Consider the following 23,068-nt stretch of genomic DNA (forward strand, 5'->3'; position numbering starts at 1 on the left):
AATAGTGCATTACATAATCACTAACTGATGGTTTGCCAGCAGAGTGGCAAGGTCGGTTTGCACACCGTTCAGGGTAACCACGTTGGTGGATGAGAAGTTACCGCCCGCCCCATCGAGATCCACATGGATTTCAGTGTTGCTGCCGTTCTGCACCACGCGGATGTAGTCCTCGATGTTCCCGGCCTGAGCATCCAGCGTCGCGACGCTATTCACATAGCTCGCGGTGCCGCTACCGGTGTAGCCGCTGCCGGACAGAAGTTCGCGCAGGTCGATACGGTCAGTATCTGCGGTCCCTTCCCAGGTACCGATGGTAAAGCCGTTCACAACATCGCTGCCGTTGCCGCCCGTGGCGTCTGAGGCATTGATCAACTTGTACAACAGGGTGTCCTGGCCGCCGTTACCAATATTGAAGGTATCGTCGCCGCCGCGACCTTCGAAGAAGTTTTCCGCCGCGTTGCCGGTAAACACATCATTGCCGTTGCCGCCGGCAATCCCTTCCACATTCACGAACTGCGCGTTACCGAAACCGGTATTCTGCATTCCGGTGTTGCTCAGATCGATGTTCAGCGCGGAACTTCCCGCCAGTTCATAGTCGACAATGTCCATCCCACCCTGTGCGGTCCAGACGTCGGCATCAGACACTACGCGGCTACCACCGCCGCCGTTATAAACGTGAGTTCCTGCCGTGGCGTACAGCGTATCGTTGTAGCCGGTTCCGACAATACCCGTGGTGTTCGTCCCGTCCGTCGCTGCCGTGGCGCTGTTCATCGCCGAGGCGCCGTCTTCTGCGGTCAGCGTGTACGCGTGGTTCTTCTCTACCGCTTTCAGACCGCCCCAGGCGGCGTTGACGTTCTCGATGGTATTCGACACGCCGGAGGAGTCGAAATTCACCGAGGAGACGCCGCCGTAGTCCTTACCGCTAGCCAGCAGTACTGCGCTGTACGACTTGCTCGCATCCAGTCCGTAGAAGTAGACCATGCCGGACGAGTCGTTCATGTTCACGCCGCCCTGCGGGTTAATGACCTGCGAGCTGACCACCTTGCCGGTACTTTCATCAATGAGCAGCACCGTATTGCCATAGAAGGCGTTAATGCCGTTCGCATCCGAAATACGCAGAATGATGCTGGTTCCGTCAGCAATAGTGCTGTTGTTGGTGATGTATTCCGTTTTACCGCCTGCGGCACGGAAAACCACCAGATCCTTGTCACCGTCGTAATCCAGGTCCAGCGTCAGCGCACCGGTAGTGATGTTAGTGCTGCCCTGGTTTGCTCCGGTTAAAAGGGTCTGTGACGTCCAGTCGACCTGGTTGCTGCCATTCACACCGTTATTGGTCCACAGCAGACCGATGTTGTTGGTATTGGTAGCAACCGTTGAGCCTGCTGCACCGGCAATTTCGATCAAATCCATCTTGCCGTCGCCGTTCCAGTCCACTGCCAGCGACGTCATACTGTTAACGCTGTCGCCCAACGTCTGCACGTTCGATCCGGTACCTGTACCGTTAGCCGCCGTAGTCAACTTACCGGTACCATCGTTGTAGAAGATGGCGCTGGTGGCATTGCCCTGGCCGGTCAGACCCGCGACGAACAGATCCATATAACCGTCGCCGTTCAAATCAGACCAGGTCATCGTGGTGTACTGGTTGTCATAATCGTTGTTGCCGTAGAACACATCGGTCACAGTCTGGGTGTTGGTCAGCGTCATGTTGCCGTTTCCATCAACCCCGTTGGTGACTATCGCCAGACGGCTGTTTGAACTGCTGGTCCCGCCGCCAGACGTGGTGTTAGTACCGGTCGTTGCGTGATAAGTGATATCAACATAACCATCGTTGTTCAGGTCAACGCCCGAAACCTCACGGTCTGGCGTGGGATTGTTATTATTGGTGGATGCAACGCCATCCTGTGAGCCGCCGGAATAGACATAAGCCCCCGATTTGTCGAAACCGATGATGGTGCCGTCGGTGTTGATCACAAATCCGGTGTCGTAACCGCCTCGCGTCTCGGAGTCGTTCGGCGTTTCATCGCCGTACACCATGTCAACATAGCCATCGCCGTTGATATCGATACCCATTGCGCCGCCGTACCAGCCGTAGACGTTACCGTTAGGATCGTTAGTTTGCCCGGTCACACCGTAGGCACCGACCTGGAAGGAGGTATAGGTTCCGTCTTCGTTGTATTTGAACGACTGCTGACCGTTCGCATAGCCGGTGTCCGCCCCCAGAATATCCATCAGGCCGTCGCGGTCAAAGTCAACAAACGACGACTGCTGCTGTTTGTCCGGGCCGCTGATCGCCACCGAATTAAACGATCCTAACGTCGTGGAATCGGTCGCGTTCTGGGTAAACACCGTCGAGTTGCTGAGGATGCGCCATGTGCCATCTTCACTCATCGTCAGCGCCGTTCCGGTATCTTCAGAAGAGGCCGCCGTTGACGTAAAGGAGATTGACGGCGTTGCGGCGACCGTCAGCTCGTTGCTGCTGTCATCTTTGGTAATTTCCGTGCCGTCCGCTTTATAAAGGACGGCTTTCACGTCGTACGTTCCCAGCGCCAGCGCATCGCTGTCAGGGATCTGCACGTACCAGGTACTGTTTTTCGGATCAATCACCACCGCGCCATTGCGCGAGCTGTACACCACGTTGTTGACCGTCACTTCCACGTACTCACCCGGAAGGATTTCAAAATCAACGCTGCCCGTAATGATTGGCGTGGTATCCAGCGTGCTTTGGGTATCGGCATACATCACCAGATCAACGGTGAAATCAAACACCGGAGAGTGCGTCCCTTCGTTACCGGCGGCATCAACCACCACCGCGTAGAACTCTCCTTTTTCACCATCAACCAGCGGGACGTTCAGTTGATACGTCCAGTCTGTGCCATTCACATCCGCTTCGCCCAACAGCGTGCCGTCGGCGCTGTAAATACGCACGAGTTCACCGGTTTGCAGCGTGGTCGACAGGGTGCCGTTCAGCACTGGCGTACGATCATCCGTGGTCGTACCGGAGGCAAAATCACCCCGAGAAGAGGCCACATCATCGGTGTAGCTGACGATCGTTGCCGTCGTCGCCGACGGGGTCAGGTCAACCGTTACGATCTGATCGTTGGTCGCCCCGACGTTTCCGGCGACATCCACCACGCGTACCTGATAAGTGTGATCGCCTTCCACTAACGTACGTGAATCCACATACGACCAGTCGGTGCCATTCATGATGACATCCTGCCAGGTCACCCCGTTATCGACGCTGATCTGCACGCGATCGCCTGCCGCCAACGGCGCAGCAATAGAGCCTTTGATCGTCAGCGATGTGTCATTGGTCAGCCAGTCTGTGCTGCTGTAGCCCGTATCTGTAGAGATGCTGTCGATGCTGACGGTAATGGCGCTATCCGGCGGAGTCAGATCGACCGTCACCTGCTGGTGCGCGGTGGAGCCAATGTTGCCCGCGGTATCAATCACGCGCACCCAGTAGTCATAAGTCCCTTCAACCAGCGTACGACCATCATCGAAGAACCAGTTATTGCCAATCACCGTCACGTTCTGCCAGGTTGCGCCACCGTCCAGACTGATCTGCACGATTTCGCCCGGGGCCAGCGTCGCGCCCAGAGAGCCCTGCAGACTGAGCGACGTATCTTTAGTGATAAAGTCGCTGCTGCTCAGACCGCTGTCGTCAGAGATGCTGTCGAACACGATCGTTTTGCTGGCGTCCGGCACTTGCGTGTCGATGGTGACCGTCTGGTTGGTCGTCGCACTGACGTTACCCGCATCGTCAATCACCCGCAGTTGGTAAACGTAATCGCCATCGGCAAGCGTGCGTCCATCCGCATAAGACCAGCTCTGACCGCTTACGCTGACGTCAATCCATGTGAGCCCGCCATCAAGGCTTATCTGCACATGTTCGCCGCTGGCAAGAACCGCATTCAGTGAACCATGCAGTGCAAGCTGATTATCGTGCGTAATGAAGTCGCTGGTCGACAGACCGGTATCCTGAGTAATGGAATCGACGGAAATCAACGTGACTGCTGGCGGTGTGGTATCCACTCGGATCGCCTGACTGTCGAGCGACCCAACGTTGCCTGCGGCATCAATCACACGTACCAGATACTGATATGAACCATCCGCCAGGGTACGCCCATCGGCATACGACCAGGAGGAACCATTCACCACCAGGTCAATCCAGGTTGCGCCGCCATCAAGGCTGATTTGCGCGGTTTCACCGCTTCCCAGAGGGGCGGAAAGTGAGCCCTCAAGCACGACCTGATTCGTGTTGGTCACAAAATCGCTGGCGCTGAGTCCACTGTCACCTTGTACCGAATCGATAGAGATTGTCTGGCCGGGCGCGGTCAAATCAACGTTAACCACATGCATCGAATTGCTGCTGTTACCGATGGCATTACTGACTTCTGCATTCACAATGTACGCGGTGCCATCCACCAGAGCGGCAACGTCAGTACTGCTAACTACGCAGCTCCACTGACCATTACTGTCCACCACGGCGTGATAGGTTTTCCCCCCCAGCGTAATAGTGACCATCTGACCCGCCGGCGCGTTCGTCGTCCCGCTAATCGTCAGCGGTACGCCGTGTTCCGCAGCATTGATCACATCATCCATGCTGAGCGTATCAATCGTAATTGTCGGAACTTCACGACTCAGCGTAACGTCATGGTTGATGTCAACGGTGTTACCCGCTTTATCGCTCACGGTTGCCTTGATAGTGTAATTACCATCCGGCAAGCCATTGAAATCACTCGCTGGAACCAGTACCGACCAGTTTCCGTTGGCATCCACCGTGGCCTGGTAGGAATGACCGTTAAAGGTCACCGTCACGATACTCCCCTGTCCTGCATCGGAGGTCCCGCTGATGGTTTGCCCGGCCTGTTGTTCTGCCGTGTTGACCACATCATCAAACGCGACCGTATTAAGGGTAATAACCGGTGGAGTGGTATCGACCGTCACCGTCACAGAAGACACTGCTCCGCCCATATTACCGGCATCATCAACAACCTTGACCTGCCAGGTGTGATCCCCATCAGCCAGTACGCGTGGATCCGTAAAGCTCCAGCCTGTGCCGTTCACGGTTGCTTCAACCCACGTAGCACCGCCATCGACACTGATCATTAAATGTTCGTCGCCGCGCAGGGCCTTGCTAAGCGAGCCCTGAATAGTCAACGTGGTATCACTGGTAATAAAATCGCTGCCTGAAACACCGGTATCATTTGACACGCTGTCAAACTGGATCGTCGGCCAGCTTACGTCATTGTCGACAGTCACCCTTTGAGACGTTGTTGCCCCAACGTTGCCCGCCGCATCAACCACGCGCAGCATATAGAGATAGTCGCCATCCGCCAGGATACGGTTATCGTCGTAATGCCATTGCGTCCCGGTGACCGTCGTGGTAATCCATGTCACCCCATTATCCAGGCTAATCTGCACAACTTCGCCCGCCGCCAGAGGGGCGCCCAATGACCCTTCAACCGTGAAGACGCGCGATTGGGTCAGGAAATCATTGTTATCCGCCCCCGTATCGGAGGAGATGCGGTCAACGGTCACGGTGGTCGCGGCATCCGGCGGTGTCAGATCGATCGTCACCTGCTGATGCGCAGTCTCACCGACGTTGCCCGCGGTATCAATCACGCGCACCCAGTAGTCATAAGTCCCTTCTGCCAGTGTACGGCCATCATCAAAGGTCCAGCTATTACCAATCACCGTCACGTTCTGCCACGTCGCGCCACCGTCGAGGCTGATTTGTACGGTTTCATCTGCCGCCAGCGTCGCGCCCAGTGTACCTTTCAGGCTGAGCGAGGTGTCGTTGGTCAAGAAGTCGGTATTGCTCAGGCCACTGTCGTCAGTAATGCTGTCAAAAACGATTGTTTTGCTGGCGTCCGGTGCCTGCATATCAATGGTCACCGTCTGGCTGGTGGTCGCACTGACGTTACCCGCATCGTCAATCACACGCAGTTGGTAAACGTAATCACCGTCGGCAAGCGTGCGTCCATCCGCGTAAGTCCAGGTCTGCCCGCTCACGCTGACGTCAATCCAGGTATTCCCACCATCAAGGCTTATCTGCACATGTTCACCGCTGGCCAGCGGCGCGTTTAACGAGCCCTGTACGGTAAGTTGGTTGTCGCTGGTAATGAAATCACTTGTCGAGTGCCCTGAATCCTGAGTAATGGAATCGACGGAAATCAACGTGACTGCCGGTGGGGTGGTATCCACGACCACCGTCTGGCTAACGACTGTACCAACGTTGCCTGCGGCATCAATCACACGCACCAGGTACTGATATGAACCATCCGCCAGGGTACGCCCATCGGCATAAGACCAGGAAGTACCATTCACCACCAGGTCAATCCAGGTTGCGCCGCCATCAAGGCTGATTTGCGCGGTTTCACCGGTAGCAAGCGTTGTTGAAAGTGAACCATCGAGCACAATCTGGTTATCGCTGGTGATGAAGTCGGAGGCACTCAGCCCCGTATCATTCTGCACCGCCACGATAGTGATGATCTGCGCTGGTGCGGCCAGATCCACGTTGATCGAATGATCGTCACTGGCGCTATTGCCAATGGCGTTGCTGACCTCCGCATGCACCGTGTAAGCCGTGCCATCTGCCAGCGCGGCAACATCGGCGCTGCCCACGACGCAGCTCCATTGACCGTTGCTGTCCACGACGGCTGTATATGTCTGGCCGTTCAGCGTGATCGTGACCGTCTGACCCGCCGGGGCAGTGGTCGTCCCGCTGAGGATCAGCGATGTCCCGTGTTCTGCAGCATTAATGATGTCATCGGTGCTGAGCGTATTGATGGTAATCGTCGGAACATCACCGTTCAGCGTCACATTGTGGCTGGTACCACCCGCGTTGCCCGCCGCATCGTTTACGGTGGCGGTGATGGTGTAATTTCCATCCACCAGACCATTGAAATCCGTTGCCGGCACAAAGACCGACCAGTTTCCGCTGGCATCCACCGTGGCCTGATAGGAATGACCGTTAAAGGTCACCGTTACCGTTTGACCCGGCTCTGCGGTTGTCGTGCCGCTAATGGTCTGTCCGGCTCGCTGCTCCCCAGTATTCACGATATCGTCGCTTGCCACGATATCAATCGTGATAAGCGGTGCCGTGGTATCGACCGTCACGATATGCGTTGTCTGGCTTTCATTGCCCGCCTTATCGCTGACGGTGGCCGTCACCATCAACGCACCCTCACTGAGTCCAGCCAGATCCGTTGCCGGAACGGTAACGCTCCAGCTGCCATCGGCGGCGACAACGGCAGTCCAGGACTGACCGCCTGCGGTGGTGGTCACCACCTGACCCGCCTCTGCACTGGTGTTGCCCTGAATAATCAGAGGCTGCTGCTGTTCGTCAGCGTTGAGCACATCGTCTACGGAGATCGTGTTGATAGTGACAACCGGAGCCGAGGTATCCACCGAGACCAGAGAGGAGGCCGACGCGCTGTTACCGGCGCTGTCCTGCGCCGTCACAGAGACGGTATAACGCTGGCCGTCGCCAAGCTGCACCACATCGGCTGCCGGTACGATCGCAGTCCAGGTGCCGTTCGCCTGTACGGTCGCGGTGTAACTCTGACCGTTCAGCATCACCGTGACGATCGTACCTGCAGGCAACTGACCGCTGGTTCCGCTGATGGTGAGATAACTGCCCGCTTCCAGCGCATTGATCACGTCATCGACGGCAATGGTATCCACTGCCAGCGTGACGGTTGCGGTATTAACCTCCACATCGTGGGTCGCGGAACCGCTGTTGCCTGCCGCGTTCGTCACGGTCACGGCGATGGTGGTGGTGCCGTCGTTCAGGCCGCTGATGTCCGCTGCCGGCACACCGACGCTCCAGTTGCCTGCCGCGTCCACCACCGTGGTGTAGTTTTTGCCGTTCACGGTCACGGTGACCGCATCACCCGCCGCCGCGCCGCTGGCGGAGCCGCTGATGATCTGGGTCTGGCCGTGCTCGGCGCGGTTGATGATGTCGTCGGCTGCCACGGTATTGATGGTCACCACCGGTGACGTGGTGTCGACCGTCAGGGCATGGCTCGCCGAGCCGGTGTTACCGGCGGTGTCAGAGACCGTGGCGGTAACATTACCGCTGGTCAGGGCACCGGCTTCTGCGGCCGGGACGGTCACGCTCCAGCTGCCGTTCGCCTGTACCAGTGCGGTGTAGCTGTTGCCGTTAATGGTCACGGTGACGGTCTGACCTGCCGGTGCGGTGGTGGTCCCGGTAATGACCAGGTCCGCCTGCGCTTCGGTGGCGTTAAGGATATCGTCCGCGGCGATAGTGCTGATGGTGATCACCGGCGCGGTGGTGTCGACGCTGTAGTCGTGGGTCGCCGACGCGCTGTTGCCGGCGGCATTGCTCACACTCACCTCCACGCGGGCGCTGCCGTCGGTGATCCCCGCCAGGTCCGCAGGCGGTACGGTCAGGGTCCACTCGCCGTTCGCCTGTACCTGAGCGGTATAGGTCTGGCCATTCAGGGTCAAGGTGACCAGCTGGCCGGCTTCCACATTCGTGGTCGTGCCGGAGAGCACCAGGTCCGCGCCCTGTTCGGTGGCGTTAATCACGTCGTCGGCGGTCACGCTGCTGACGGTGACGGACGGTGCCGAGGTATCCACGGTCACATCGTGGGTGGCGGAGCCGCTGTTGCCTGCCGCGCTGGTCACGGTGACAGAAATGGTATTCACACCGTCGTTCAGGCCGCTGATGTCCGCCGCCGGTACGCCGACGCTCCAGTTGCCTGCCGCGTCCACCACGGTGGTGTAATCTTTCCCGTTCACGGTCACGGTGACCGCATCACCCGCCGCCGCACCGCTGGCGGAGCCGCTGATGATCTGGGTCTGGCCGTGTTCGGCGCGGTTAATGATGTCGTCGGCTGCCACGGTATTGATGGTCACCACCGGTGATGTGGTGTCAACCGTCAGGGCATGGCTCGCCGAGCCGGTATTACCGGCCGCGTCCGAGACCGTGGCGGTAACATTACCGGTGGTCAGGGCACCGGCTTCTGCGGCCGGAACGGTGACGCTCCAGCTGCCGTTCGCCTGTACCAGTGCGGTGTAGTCGTTACCGTTAATGGTCACGGTCACCGTCTGACCGGCCGGCGCGGTGGTGGTCCCGGTAATGACCAGGTCCGCCTGCGCTTCGGTGGCGTTAAGGATATCGTCCGCGGCGATAGTGCTGATGGTGATCACCGGCGCGGTGGTGTCGACGCTGTAGTCGTGGGTCGCCGACGCGCTGTTGCCGGCGGCATTGCTCACACTCACTTCAACACGGGCGCTGCCGTCGGTGATCCCCGCCAGGTCCGCAGACGGTACGGTCAGGGTCCACTCGCCGTTGTTATCCACCGTGGCGGTGTACGGTCTGCCGTTAAACATCACCGTCACTGTCTGGCCGGCTTCCACGTTCGTGGTCGTGCCGGACAGTACCAGGTCCGCACCCTGTTCGGCGGCGTTAATCACGTCATCGGCGGTCACGCTGCCGACGGTGACCGACGGTGCCGCGGTGTCCACGGTCACATCGTGGGTCGCGGAGCCGCTGTTGCCGGCCGCGTTCGTCACGGTCACGGCGATGGTGGTGGTGCCGTCGTTCAGGCCGCTGATGTCCGCCGCCGGCACGCCGACGCTCCAGTTGCCCGCTGCGTCCACCACCGTGGTGTAATTTTTCCCGTTCACGGTCACGGTGACCGCATCACCCGCCGCCGCGCCGCTGGCGGAGCCGCTGATGATCTGGGTCTGGCCGTGCTCGGCGCGGTTGATGATGTCGTCGGCTGCCACGGTGCTGATGGTCACCACCGGTGACGTTGTGTCAACCGTCAGGGCATGGCTGGCTGAACCGGTGTTACCGGCGGTGTCAGAGACCGTGGCGGTAACATTACCGCTGGTCAGGGCACCGGCTTCTGCGGCCGGGACGGTGACGCTCCAGCTGCCGTTCGCCTGTACCAGTGCGGTGTAGTCGTTGCCGTTAATGGTCACGGTGACGATCTGGCCGGCCGGTGCGGTGGTGGTCCCGATAATGACCAGGTCCGCCTGCGCTTCGGTGGCGTTAAGGATATCGTCCGCGGCGATAGTGCTGATGGTGATCACCGGCGCGGTGGTGTCGACGCTGTAATCGTGGGTCACCGACGCGCTGTTACCGGCGGCATTGCTGACGCTGGCCTCCACGCGGGCGCTGCCGTCGCTCAGACCCGCCAGGTCCGCAGACGGCACGGTCAGGGTCCACTCGCCGTTGTTATCCACCGTGGCGGTGTACGGTCTGCCGTTAAACATCACCGTCACTGTCTGACCAGCTTCCACGTTCGTGGTCGTGCCGGACAGTACCAGGTCCGCGCCCTGCTCGGCGGCGTTAATCACGTCGTCGGCGGTCACGCTGCTGACGGTGACGGACGGTGCCGAGGTATCCACGGTCACATCGTGGGTGGCGGAGCCGCTGTTGCCTGCCGCGCTGGTCACGGTGACAGAAATGGTATTCACACCGTCGTTCAGGCCGCTGATGTCCGCCGCCGGCACGCCGACGCTCCAGTTGCCCGCCGCGTCCACCACGGTGGTGTAATCTTTGCCGTTCACGGTCACGGTGACCGCATCACCCGCCGCCGCGCCGCTGGCGGAGCCGCTGATGATCTGGGTCTGGCCGTGTTCGGCACGGTTGATGATGTCGTCGGCTGCCACGGTATTGATGGTCACCACCGGTGACGTGGTGTCGACGGTCAGGGCATGGCTGGCTGAGCCGGTGTTACCGGCGGTGTCAGAAACCGTGGCGGTAACCGTGCCGGTGGTCAGTACGCCGGCAACGGCCATGATGGAATAGACGCTCCCCGTTGGAACGGTCACGCTCCAGGTACCGTTCGCCTGTACCAGCGCCGTATAGCTGTTGCCGTTAATCATCACGGTCACCGTCTGACCGGCTGGCGCCGTGGTGGTCCCGGTGATCACCAGGTCCGCCAGTGATTCGGTGGCGTTAAGGATATCGTCAGCGGCAATGGTATCGATCGTGATCAATGGCGCAGAGGTATCCAGAGTGACGGTACGACCCGCATCGGCCGTGTTACCACTGGCATTGGTGACACTAACGCTGATCTGTTCGCGACTGTCGGTCAGTGATGCAATGGCCGAAGGCGGCACGGTCACACTCCATGAACCATCGCCCTGAACCAGCGCAGTAAAGGTCTGGCCTGCAAACTTCACCACTACCGTCTGACCCGCTTCAACGCCCTGGGTCTGACCAGAAATCAGCAGGTCGGCTCCTTTTTCGGCGCTATTGATAAGATCATCGGTGGAAAGGGTATCAATGGAGATCGCGACCGGATCCAGATCGAGTTCGACCTGGTGGTCAACCGTCACCGTGTTTGCCCAGGCATCCTGTGCGCTGGCATTCACCACCACCTGGCCTGCGGTCCAGCTTTGCAGATCCGCAGCCGGTACCCCAATCTGCCAGTTACCACTGCTATCAACAACGGTCTGGTAAGTCACGTTATTGATAGTCACGTTGATCGTTGTACCTGCCGCCAGATGACTGCTGCTCCCGGTGACCACCAAATCCTGATGTTGTTCGATGGCGTTAACGATATCGTCGCCAGAAAGAGTATTGATACGCAGGCCTGGCAGCGATGCATTGATGTTGATATCGCGATCGCCAGTACCTGTGTTGCCGTGGCTGTTCGTTACAGAAGCAGTAAAGGTCAGATCACCATCGCCAAAGCTGTTCAGGTCGCTCGCCGGAATGGTTACTTTCCAGCTCAAATCATTTTCTACGGTGGCAGTGTAATGCTTGCCGCCCACCATGATGGAAACCGTGTCGCCTGCTGCGGCATTTGTCACGCGACCGCTTAAGATTTGATCGCTATTGGCTTCGGTGTTGTTAACCAGGTTGTCCGTGGCGAAATTATTGATGATCACCTGCGGCAGCGTCGTGTCGACAAGGAATGATGCGGTGGTCGTCCCACTGTTGCCAATGGAATCTGTCCCGCTGACGGTCACGTTATAAATTGTGTTCGCCAGATTCAGTACGTCAGAAACCGGCACCTGAACAGACCAGGTACCGTTATTGACCGTCGCGGTGTAGGCGATATTGTTGAGCATCACGGTCACCGTGCTGCCGTCAGCCAGGGTGCTGGTGCCGCTCAGGGTCAGCGGTTGCATGGACTCCTGCGCATTCAGCACGTTATCAACACTGATAGGGTCCACGGTGATCCCAACGGCAATGCTGTTGAGCGTCACATCATGAGTCGCGGTGCTGGTATTGCCTGCCGCATCCGTCACGGTCACCGTGATCGTATGCTGGCCGTTACTCATGGAATTGAACACCGACGCCGGAACACCGACGCTCCAGCTACCGTCCGCCTGTACAACGCCGGTAAAGGTCTGGTTACCAAACTGAACGGTGACAACGTCGCCAGGCGCGGCACCATTCGCCATCCCCGAGATCAGTTGTGCGACATCCTGTTCATCGTCATTCAGTATGTTATCGCCTGCAACCGTGTTGACCGTCAGAATCGGCGCCGTGGTATCAACGGTCACTAATTCAGAAATGTTTGTCGTGTTTCCGGCTTTATCGTTTACCGATACCGTCAGGGAGTGGTTACCGTCCGCCAGAGCCTGCACGTCAGCCGCACCCAACGTCATAGACCAGGTGCCATCGGCGGCCACGGTCGCAGTGTACGTTTTGCCATTGAACATCAACGTTATTGTCTGCCCGGCTTCAGCCGTGGTTTTCCCGCTCAAAACCAGAGACGCATTATGCTCAGCGGCGTTAATAATCTGGTCGATGGCGATTTTGTCCATCGACAGCAGCGGTGGCTGAGTATCTACCGTAATAATCTGGCTGCCCGATACCGCATTACCCGCCGCATTTTGTCCGCTAACCGCGACGGTCCAACTGCCGTCTGCCAGCGCGTTCGCATCGGCGGCCGGCACGTTAACCTGCCATTCGCCGTTTGCACCCACGGTGGTGACGTACGTTTTACCGTTCAGCGTTACCGTCAGTGCTGTGCCCTGTGCCAGATGACTGCTGGCACCAGAAAGTGTAAAACCAGCGGACTGTTCACTGGCATTGACGATGTTATCGCCGGCGGTGGTTGCCAGCGTCAATGTGGCAATGGTGGTATCCACATTGATCGTAATGCTACCGGCGGAAGTGGTGTCGTTGCCGTTGATCTGCACAACAGACCAGGTGTGAGTCCCGTCGGTCTGCACTGGCAGCAGCACGGTCCAGACGCCATTGGCATCTACCATCGTACTGGCAATGGTGTTGCCGTGGCTGTCTTTAATCTGAATGGTGGCGCCCGGATGGCCCGTCCCGCTGAAGGTTGGGGTGTTGTCATCGGTCGTGGCATTGGCTGACAGTCCGCCCTGTTTGTCCCCTTTCTTATCGGTGACCATATACGTCGGTGTATTTTTGGTGTTATCAACCACTTCGGTTTGGGTTTCAGTGACAGTTTTGGTTTTACCGCCATCATCATTAGCCAGCAGTGCGCCAATTGCGCCGCCGCCCAGTCCTGCCCCCGCGAGCCACGCCCACGGGAAATCATTATCCTCGCTGGCCGCTTCCGCCATCAGAGGCTCAAGGCTGTCGACAGGCGTCTCGTGCGCCGTCAGTTCCACGGCATCAAGGCTGGCGATATCGCCAGTCTCGTCAAACGTCACATGCGTCAAACCCGTTTCGTCGCTGAATACCAGCTCGGAGTGCAATTTTGACTCCGGTTCTTCGGTGAAATAGCCGCTACAACGGATCACGCTGCCATCTTTCATATAAATCAGCAGGTCATTACCCTGGCGGACATAGCGCGCCACATCCTGAGCGGAACCCAGAATTTCAATAATGGATGCACCCGATACAGCTACGGAAAGGTTGCCTTCGCCGGACAGTACGGTTTTCTTTGCGGTGTGACGGTTAATAATGTTTGCGGTTTTTAAGGTATTCATCATCTGGCTCATAAGGTCAGTTAATCAGTAATAGTCGTTCGGGGTTTTCCCGGGGAGTCGGTTGAGTGGGGTTCGCGCCGCTACTGAAGGTCAGGCAGCTTTTTCGACGCCTGTTTTTCTATCCCGATCAGGGGCAGCAGGTTGTCGATTGCCGTCGCGTAACTGATAGCTGCATTCCAGCCATCAAATTCAGCGTTGATCCGTGAAGACTCCGCTTGCCAGACGTCTTGTTCGACGCTTAGCAGGTCATTGATACTTTTCTTGCTCAGGGTGTATTCGTGCTTATAAACGCGACGGGTTTGTTCGGCGTTAACCAGCTGGAACTTGCCGGCATCTTCACGGCCTCGCGCGCCCTTCCAGTCCGCCATTGCCGCAGAGGCTTTTTGCAGAATCTCGTAACGCACTTGATCCACTTCGGAGGCGGCCATCGCCTTCGCCCCTTCTGCCTGGTCAACGCGAGCGGAGACCGCGCCCCCCTGATACAGCGGCGCATCCACACTTAACTGGATTTGGTCGTCCCAGTAACCGCGATTGTCTGACTCATAGCGAGTACGGCCCGCTTTCAGGCTCACCGTCGGCATATGCTGTGCTTTTGCGCGCTCGACGCCGTGTTGTGCGGAGGTCACCATCGCCCGTGCCGCAAGTACCGAGGGGATCTTCGCGTAGTCGATGTTTTCAACAGTGACTTGTTTAACTTCAAGGTTTTCCGGCAGACGGGCATAACGATTAGCACTGACACCCGTTTGTACGGCGAGGACCGCTTTCGCTTTCTGCAGCGCGGCGGAGTACTGCTCCAGTGTTGCGCGCATTCCGGCGATACGGGTCTGCGTTTGCAAATCGTCTGAGGTCGAGCTCAAACCTGCGCTGGCACGAAGCTGCGCCAGATGCTGAATTTTCTCCAGCGCGACGATATTTTCGCGTGCAGCGTCAACCAATGCGCTAAAGCGTTTAACTTCGACGTAGCCCAGCGCCGCTTTTGACGCGACATCAGACAGCGTACTCATCAGTTGATAGCGATAGCTTTCGTACTGGGCTTCTGACTGGGCAATCGCGCTGTTGGTTTTACCGAAGTCATAAACTAACTGTGTGACGCTAATGCCCCAGGCAGCAGAGTTATTGAGTGAACCGCTGGAATCCGTCGTCTTATTTTGACCGGTGCTGGCGGTTAAACCGATTTGCGGCATCCAGCCGCTTTTCGCTTCATCGGTCATTGCCTGGCCAATACCCATTTGTGCGGCCTGGCTGCTTATCGAAGGGTCACGATCAAAAGCAAATAAAATACTTTCTTTCAGATTCGTTTCTTCGACATTGGCTAATGCGGCGAAACATGGCGTTGTGGCTACCCAGAGAGAAAGAGTCAGAGTAACCCATGAAAAAACAGTACGAGTGCTCAAAACAAATATCCTAAAAATTAAATGACGATTTTCGGTTATACCAGGCAACCGTATTACATCCGCAAGGAAGAATACGGGGTAAACATACCTATAATGAGATATACAATTATCAATGTGCTACTGCAGACCTGATATCCAATTTTTTTCGGTTCACGCCATCCTGAGCGACAATCACGCTCACACTGATAATGATATATATTCCAGAGTTGACCTGTTTAGAAAACGCTATTGTTAGCGTGCTTTCCTTTCATTTCGCAGAGCCTAAAAATGACACTTACCCGGGTATTCGCAGTAAGCGTAATCAGGAACGCGGACATCACTGGATGGGGAATATTCTGAGTATTGCGACGAGGAGTGGAAACCAAAAAAAGCTTAATTCATCTTAAATGATTTCCAGATGTTAGAATTACCAATAATTAACAATTAAAACAATAAGTTAAGAAACAAACAAAATATCTTAAACACTCTGAAATCGCACGATTCGTACAAAAAAAAGGCACAAACACGTTTTTAAGAGATAAAAATGGGCAATAAATGTGACTAATAGCACAAAAATAACATGGATATTAGCGCAAATAAAAAACAATAAAAGATCAATTAATAAACAATCAGATCACCAAATCAAAACAGAGAAAAACTGACAGTCACTGTTTTAAATAAAAGGCCAGTCACAATTTCACAATTCCGGCACATCTTAACAAACCCCGTCATTCTCGGTAAAATATAATAAGCAGGAGAATATTTTATTTTCTTAAATAGCCATTCATATTGATGCCTTCCGATACGCTTACATTTTTCATCGCCAGATTTCCAGCACTACCGAACCAAAGTTATTCCAGTACATCCCTGAAATATCATTTGCAAAAACCACTAACTCACCGCTGCGAGGCGCAATCCAGCCGTTATTTAGCCGGGCACCGTCGCCAATCACAAACATGGTGTCGGTTGATTTATCGATAGTGCCAATTAAGGTAAACCAGGTCGCAGGTTCGTGGCGGCAACGCAGCCAGATTCGGGCAAAATTCAGATAGTCGACGGTATAACCATTCGCGTCACAACAATGATTCATGTCGCACCACTTTCCGGTGGCACGAAAGAAATACCTGACGCCCTGCTCAACAAACAAATCCGTTTCAACCCATTTATCGCGTGCGCGAATTTGGGTTTGCTTCACCCGCCGTGAAGCCAGTGGCGGAACGTACATTCGATCAACCATACATCATCACCTTTGCGCAAACACAGATAGGCAGGCCGCAAAAGGCCGCCCGGATAAAACGATGACGAACAGGAGGAGGTAACCCTAATTTTTATGAACTCTGCGGTCGCGCTCCATAACAGGAAAGTCGTAGTCTTCGCGTGCCGTTTCATACCTTTCATTGACCTGGCGCGATCGCGCCTGAATGATGAAGGATATTTCAACTGCAACTATCGGGTTTTCTGACTTAGAGAACCAAACCAACGCAGATCTATCATTGAGTGCGACAACATCAACTCAGAGTGAAAATCCTATGAAACCTACGCTTCGCCTGCCAAAAAACGTGCATCATGTAAGCGTGTCCGGCATTGCTTTTCACCCTCGAAAATAGTACGGTCACACAGGAAGAATTCTTCGTGGACGGTGGAAAATTATGCCAATAATTCAGTCTGTTGAACGTGCTTTGCAGATCCTCGACTTGTTTAATGAACAGGCTACGGAACTCAAAATCACCGAGATAAGCAAACTGATGGGATTGAGCAAAAGTACCCTCCACTCTCTCCTCAAAACACTTCAGTTGCATGGCTATATCGATCAGAACCCGGAAAACGGGAAATACCGTCTGGGGATGAAACTGGTTGAACGTGGCCACTTTGTCGTTGGCACAATGGATATTCGCCAGAAGGCAAAAAGCTGGTTGACCCGGCTCTCGCAGGAAACGGGACAAACTACCCATTTGGGCATTCTGGACGGCAACGAAGGCGTCTATATTGAGAAAATAGAAGGTAAGCAGGCTGCCATCGCTTATTCGCGAATTGGTCGCCGCTTGCCTGTTCACGCCACGGCTATCGGTAAGGTATTGCTCGCCTGGCTGGATGATGAAGAACTTGCTGCGGTGCTGGAGGGGTACCAGTTCAATGGCTTTACCCCCGCCACCATTACCGATCGCGCCTCGCTGCTTGCCGCGCTGAAAGAAACCCGCCATAACCGGTATGCGCTGGATAACGAAGAGAATGAGCCTGGCGTACGTTGCGTCGCGGTACCGGTCTGGAATCATGAATCACGGGTTATCGCAGCCCTTAGCCTCTCCACTCTCACATCTCGCGTTAACGACGCCGAGCTGGCAGACTGGCGCCAGAAACTGATGGATGCCGGGCTGGGGCTGTCGATAACGCTGGGCTATCGTCAACCCTAGCCTGGTGCCCCGTTAAACTGTGGGCTGATAAGAGAATGTGGCGAAATCGGCGTAGCAGCCGTCACCGCTGATATCCTCACAGTGCAAACCGACAAATGCCCCGGTAAAGAAGCCTCTGCCGCCAATATAATCATCCGAAAGTTTCCACGCCTCAAACGTTAGCGGAATGGTCTGCCAGTGGTCACCATCGAATGAATAGCTATAGCGGTATTCCAGATTGTCCACATCCACCCGCAGCCAGACGTTTTCCGCATTCTCCGGCACCAGAATCGGATTATCGTAAAGATGCCAGTGCGCCACGTTGTGATCGAGCTGAATAATCTTCAGCGTCCGCCCGCGCCCCTCTTCCCAGTCCATAAAGCAGTACGTCCAGTTTTTGCTGTTGTAGTAACAGGTTAGCCCCGCGCTTTGTTGGAAGTGGCGCGGGGAAAAGGCCATCTGCGTTTCAGCACGAAAACAGAAATGCTGCCAGCGGCGAGCGACCGTTGACTGGGTAAAGGTGGAGTTCAGCGAATCATTACCATACAGACGTAAAAATCCTGGGCGTGCGGTCAGCGAGCCAAGCTGATCATCAAATGGAATACGTAGGGTCTGCAGTTCCGGATCGAGCCTTTCACTGTCAAAATCCGTCCGCCACGCTCCCGTTTCGACGGTAGCCTGCTCTGCCATACGTGGCCCCGGCACCGTCAGCGCCGCGTGTTTGCCCCCTTCAACATAAGGCCAACCGTCACGCCACTCGATACGTGCAATCCCTGTCTCACGCCCTAGCGGACAGTATCCCCGACCGCCCGCCGCTAATCGCGGAATCCCCGGAAGGTGCAACGGACGGCTGGTCAGATACGCCAGATACCATTCGCCTGTATGGGTCTCCAGCAGCGAACCGTGCCCACTCTTCTGTAGGGGATTTTCCGGCAGATGCCAACTGGTCATCATCGTCACATCAGGATGCAGTTCGTACGGCCCATCAATATTTTTTGCCCGCAATACCACCACGGCATGTTCGTAACTGGTCCCCCCTTCCGCCACCACCAGATAGTAGTAGCCCTCGCGGCGATAAATATGCGCCCCTTCGGTATAGCCCAATGGGGTACCCGTAAAGAGCGTTGAACGCTGTGGCGCCAGGGTTTGCGTGTCAGCAAAAAACTCCTGCAGCACAATGGTGTTATGCGGATTACTGTGATGACGCGGCCCCCACGGGCGATAGATGTAATACTTTCGTCCATCCGCATCATGGAAGAGTGAAGGGTCAAACCCGCCGTTGCCCATAGGAACAGGAGCGCTCCACGGCCCTTCAACAGATGGCGCGGTAACCAGGAAGTTACGGCCATTTTTCCACGGCGAATCAACGATTTTTACGTCGGTATACAGCAGCCAGAATTTACCATCGGCATAGCTCAGGCAAGGTGCCCAGATGCCGCCAGAATCCGGATTGCCTTTCATATCCAGCAGCGCCACGCTGTCGAGCGGAGTACTGACCAGAGACCAGTGTTTCAGGTCGCGAGAATGATAAATACGCACACCGGGAAACCATTCAAAGGTTGAGGTGGCGATATAGTAATCCTCCCCCACACGGCACAGAGACGGGTCCGGGTTGAAGCCGGTCAGGATCGGGTTTTCAATCTGATACATGGTTCTCTCCTCAGTTCACTGCCACAGCGGCATCAGCAGGTTTTTTCTCGGGCTGCGCGGTGCGCTGACGTTGCAGTTGCTGGCTGATCTCTTCCACACGCTTGCTGCTCAGTTTGTAGAACGAAAGCAGCGTGAACATACCGACGTAAAGCACGACTGGTACGATGCAGAAGAGGATTTTGATGGTTGTCAGGACGTTATCGGGCTGCACGGCGTTGCTTGCCGAGTAGCTGGAGAAGGCAAGGATCCAGCCCACCAGCGCGCCGCCAATCGCCAGACCGATTTTCAGGCTGAAGAGATAGGTAGAGAATACCAGGCCATCAAGGCGACGCCCACTTCGGCTCTCTTCGTAATCGACCACATCGGAGGCCATCAACCATTGCAGCGGTGTGGTGGTATTAAAGACAAACAGGAACACAATATTCAGTGCAAATATCAGCGCGATATTGTCCGACGGAATAAAGAAAATACTCAGGCTAATCAGCGAATAAATGCCGATGATCCACTTAAACGACGTGACGCGGTCAAAGCGGCCAAGCAGACGAGACGAACAAAGAGAACCAAACATGGTCGCGAGGCTGCCATAGAGCAGGAACTGCGTTGCCAGTTCAGGGTGGTCCATCACGTATTTGACAAAATAGAGCGTTGCGCCGCCGCGAACCACGTTCGAGCCGGTTGCCATCATTTTAAAGGCGCACATAATTCGCCACTGGCTATTCCCCATCAGCAATTTAAGGTCTTTCTTAACCGATGATTCAGGCTGAATCTCGAACGTATAACGCTCTTTGGTTGTAAAGAAACACACGAACAGCAGCAGGACACCACAAATACCCAGCACACACATCGCACCAAAATAGCCGACTTGTTCATCACCCTTGCCAATAATTTTCACCAACGGCAGGGCAATGCCGCTAATGGCTAATGAACCGGCAGCGGCCAGGAAAAAACGCCACGATTGTAAAGCATGGCGCTCTTTTGGGTCAGCGGTAATGGCACCGGGCATGGCACAATAGGGAACATTAACGAAGGTATAAACCAGCGTCAGTAAAATATAGGTGACAGAAGCATAAATAATTTTACCCTGAGCGGAGAAATCTGGCGTATAAAACGTTAATACGCAGACAATACCAAACGGGATCGCCCCCCATAACAAATAGGGGCGAAACTGGCCGTAGCGGGTACGCGTTCGGTCAACCATTAACCCCATTAATGGATCGGTTATCGCATCCAGCACACGTGAAATCAGGAATAATGTGCCCATTACGCCTGCCGACAAACCAAAAACATCGGTATAAAAGTAGGCCAGTAAAAACATCGTGGCCTGCCAGACGAAACCGCAGGCGGTATCCCCCAGTCCATAACCAATTTTATCTTTCATTGTTAACTGCATTTCTACCTCCAGATCATATGAGAGAAATACGTTCCGAATGACCGGGACCTACAAAATTAAATACCCGAACGTGAACTTTGTGAGGAATACACCCTTTATCCGTATACTTACCAGATGATGCTTACGAGGAAGATTGTAGAGAGGGATGAGATGAAGCAACAATTGTCATATTTGCTTTAGTGATTATGTATTTTAACTTCTGTGATAGCGATTCACTTTTCTATAAAATAAAAAATAGCACCTCTCCCGTAAAGGATAATATATTTTAAGATCATGTTATCTGCCGCCGAAAATAGTTCTTCGGCGACTCAACAAGTTAATTTTAATTATTCAAAGCCCAAGTGCTTTTTTTCCGGCGTTAATCACCTCAATGATTTTATCCGTATCGTAGATACACCCTTTCCAGGTTCCACCGCTTACCGCCTGCAATGCAGCCCACAGTCGCGTATCGTCAGGCAGATAGTCATGGGCCTTCAGGTCGGGATGTAACTCGCGTTCCGCCAGTACGGTAGCGCCCTCTTCCGGCGTCAATCGCGCTTGCGCGCTGCCGATAAAGTTCACACTGCCTTTCAATGACAAGCGATCGACCACAATTTCAATCACATCACCCGTGCGCAGTTTGCCGATCGGCCCTCCCGCCAGCGCTTCCGGAGCAACGTGTCCCAGGCAAGCGCCGGTGGATACACCGGAAAAACGAGCATCAGTAATGAGCGATACGGTTTTCCCCCATGAGATATGCTTCAGCGCCGAAGTGAGCTGGTAAGTCTCCTCCATGCCGGTGCCGGATGGCCCACCACCGATAATCACCATGATATCGCCCTGCTGGATCTGCCCCTGTTTGATGGCTTTGATTGCCGCCTCTTCCGAGACAAATACGCGCGCCTCGCCCGTGTGGCGGTAAACACCGTCCTCATCTACCACGGACGGGTCGATAGCCGTCGCTTTGATCACTGACCCTTCCGGCGCGATATTACCCACCGGGAATGCCACCGTGGAGGTCATCCCTTTCGCTTTTGCCCCTTCCGGCGACAGGATCACGTCATCGGGATCCACACCGTCCTGATCGCGCAGGCACTGACGGAATTTCGCCCGACGTTCGGCATGCTCCCACCAGTCGAGGTTTTCACCGAGTGTTTGCCCGGTTACCGTCATCACATCTTCATGCAGTAGCCCCAGTCGCCGCAGGTGCAGCATCACCTCCGGCACACCGCCTGCCAGGAATGCACGCACCGTCGGGTGATAATCCGGCCCGTTGGGCAGCACGCTGACCAGACGCGGTACCTTGCGGTTGATGGCGCTCCACTGCGCCACATCCGGCAGGCGGCATCTGGCCGCATGGGCGATCGCCGGTATATGCAGCAGCAAATTCGTCGAGCCTCCAAAAGCCGCATGCACCACCATCGCATTCTCTATCGCTTTATCGGTGAGGATGTCGCGGGCGGTAATCCCTTTTTCATCCAGCGCCATCACTGCCCGCGCAGACTGACGCGCAATCTCCAGCCACACGTCCTGGCCCGACGGCGCCAGCGCCGAGTGCGGCAGCGCCAGTCCTAACGCTTCCGCCACGACCTGTGAGGTCCCTGCAGTCCCCAGGAACTGGCATCCGCCGCCAGGCGACGCGCAAGCACGACACCCCAATTCGGACGCCTCTTTCAAACTCAGCTCATTATTCGCGTAACGCGCACCGATGGTCTGCACCTTTCCGGCATCTTCGCCGAAGGTCGGCGGCAATGTCGCCCCACCCGGCACGAGGATCACCGGCAGATCGTGCATTGACGCCAGCGCAATCATCGTCGCGGGTAACCCCTTATCACAGGTCGCCACGCCAATCACCGCTCGTCGTGTCGGCAACGAACGAATTAACCGACGAAAGACAATCGCCGCGTCGTTACGATAAGGCAGCGAATCAAACATGCCGTGCGTCCCCTGCGAACGACCGTCACACGGATCGCTGACAAACGCCGCGAAAGGAATGCCGCTCAGGCGGGTGATCTCCTTCGCCGCCGCTGACATTTGCAGGCCAATCTCCCAGTGTCCGGTGTGATAACCGAGTGCGACAGGACGACCATCCGAGTGGCGAATACCGCCCTGCGTGCCAATCAATAACACTTCTCTGCCAGTGAGCTTGTTAGTATCCCAGCCCATTCCGGCGTTTTGCGTCATGCCAAAAAGATTGCCGCTGGGAGACTCCAGTAACATCTGTGGCGTCAGCGGCAACGCCCCCTGCGGGCCGGCAGCATGGGTTTTCACCGCATAGAACGGTTCATCCTGCGGCGTAAAAATGGTGTTGATAGACATTTCTCACTCTCCCGAGCGGCGAGGTTCAGGGCGCTCCAGTATTGTTCTACATTATAGAACAACGT

7 protein-coding genes are annotated in these 23,068 nt (G+C 55.7%); 1 reads left to right on the forward strand and 6 read right to left on the reverse strand.

The window, feature by feature from the left end; genetic code table 11:
- Window positions 1-9: 9 nt before the first annotated feature.
- From AL479_RS05400 to AL479_RS05410, 3 genes are all read right to left on the reverse strand, one after another.
- Entirely contained in the window at window positions 10-13,902 is a 13,893-nt protein-coding gene (locus tag AL479_RS05400) for an Ig-like domain-containing protein (RefSeq protein ID WP_081093715.1), read from the reverse strand.
- Between the two features lie 80 nt (window positions 13,903-13,982).
- Window positions 13,983-15,194 (reverse strand): TolC family outer membrane protein, encoded by a 1,212-nt coding sequence (locus AL479_RS05405; protein WP_225851905.1) that lies wholly within the window; start codon window positions 15,192-15,194, stop codon window positions 13,983-13,985.
- An 898-nt stretch (window positions 15,195-16,092) separates the two neighbouring features.
- Entirely contained in the window at window positions 16,093-16,512 is a 420-nt protein-coding gene (locus AL479_RS05410; RefSeq protein ID WP_061075347.1) for a hypothetical protein, read from the reverse strand.
- 412 nt (window positions 16,513-16,924) lie between these two features.
- Between AL479_RS05410 and AL479_RS05415 the strand changes: the two genes are divergently transcribed.
- Window positions 16,925-17,686: an IclR family transcriptional regulator gene (locus AL479_RS05415; RefSeq protein ID WP_061075348.1), complete on the forward strand. Its 762-nt coding sequence runs from the start codon at window positions 16,925-16,927 to the stop codon at window positions 17,684-17,686.
- A 12-nt stretch (window positions 17,687-17,698) separates the two neighbouring features.
- On the opposite strand, the gene AL479_RS05420 is transcribed toward AL479_RS05415, so the two are convergent.
- From AL479_RS05420 to AL479_RS05430, 3 genes are all read right to left on the reverse strand, one after another.
- Complete coding sequence (locus AL479_RS05420; protein ID WP_061075349.1) at window positions 17,699-19,315, reverse strand: glycoside hydrolase family 43 protein; 1,617 nt, start codon at window positions 19,313-19,315, stop codon at window positions 17,699-17,701.
- A gap of 10 nt (window positions 19,316-19,325) precedes the next feature.
- A complete protein-coding gene (locus AL479_RS05425) occupies window positions 19,326-20,705 on the reverse strand; it encodes a glycoside-pentoside-hexuronide (GPH):cation symporter (RefSeq protein ID WP_061075350.1) in 1,380 nt (459 codons plus the stop codon).
- Window positions 20,706-21,035: 330 nt separating this feature from the next.
- On the reverse strand, window positions 21,036-23,003 hold the full coding sequence (locus AL479_RS05430) for a YjhG/YagF family D-xylonate dehydratase (protein WP_061075351.1): 1,968 nt from the start codon (window positions 23,001-23,003) through the stop codon (window positions 21,036-21,038).
- Between the last annotated feature and the right edge of the window lie 65 nt (window positions 23,004-23,068).

The sequence above is a fragment of the Citrobacter amalonaticus genome (assembly GCF_001559075.2).
GTDB lineage: Bacteria > Pseudomonadota > Gammaproteobacteria > Enterobacterales > Enterobacteriaceae > Citrobacter_A > Citrobacter_A amalonaticus_F.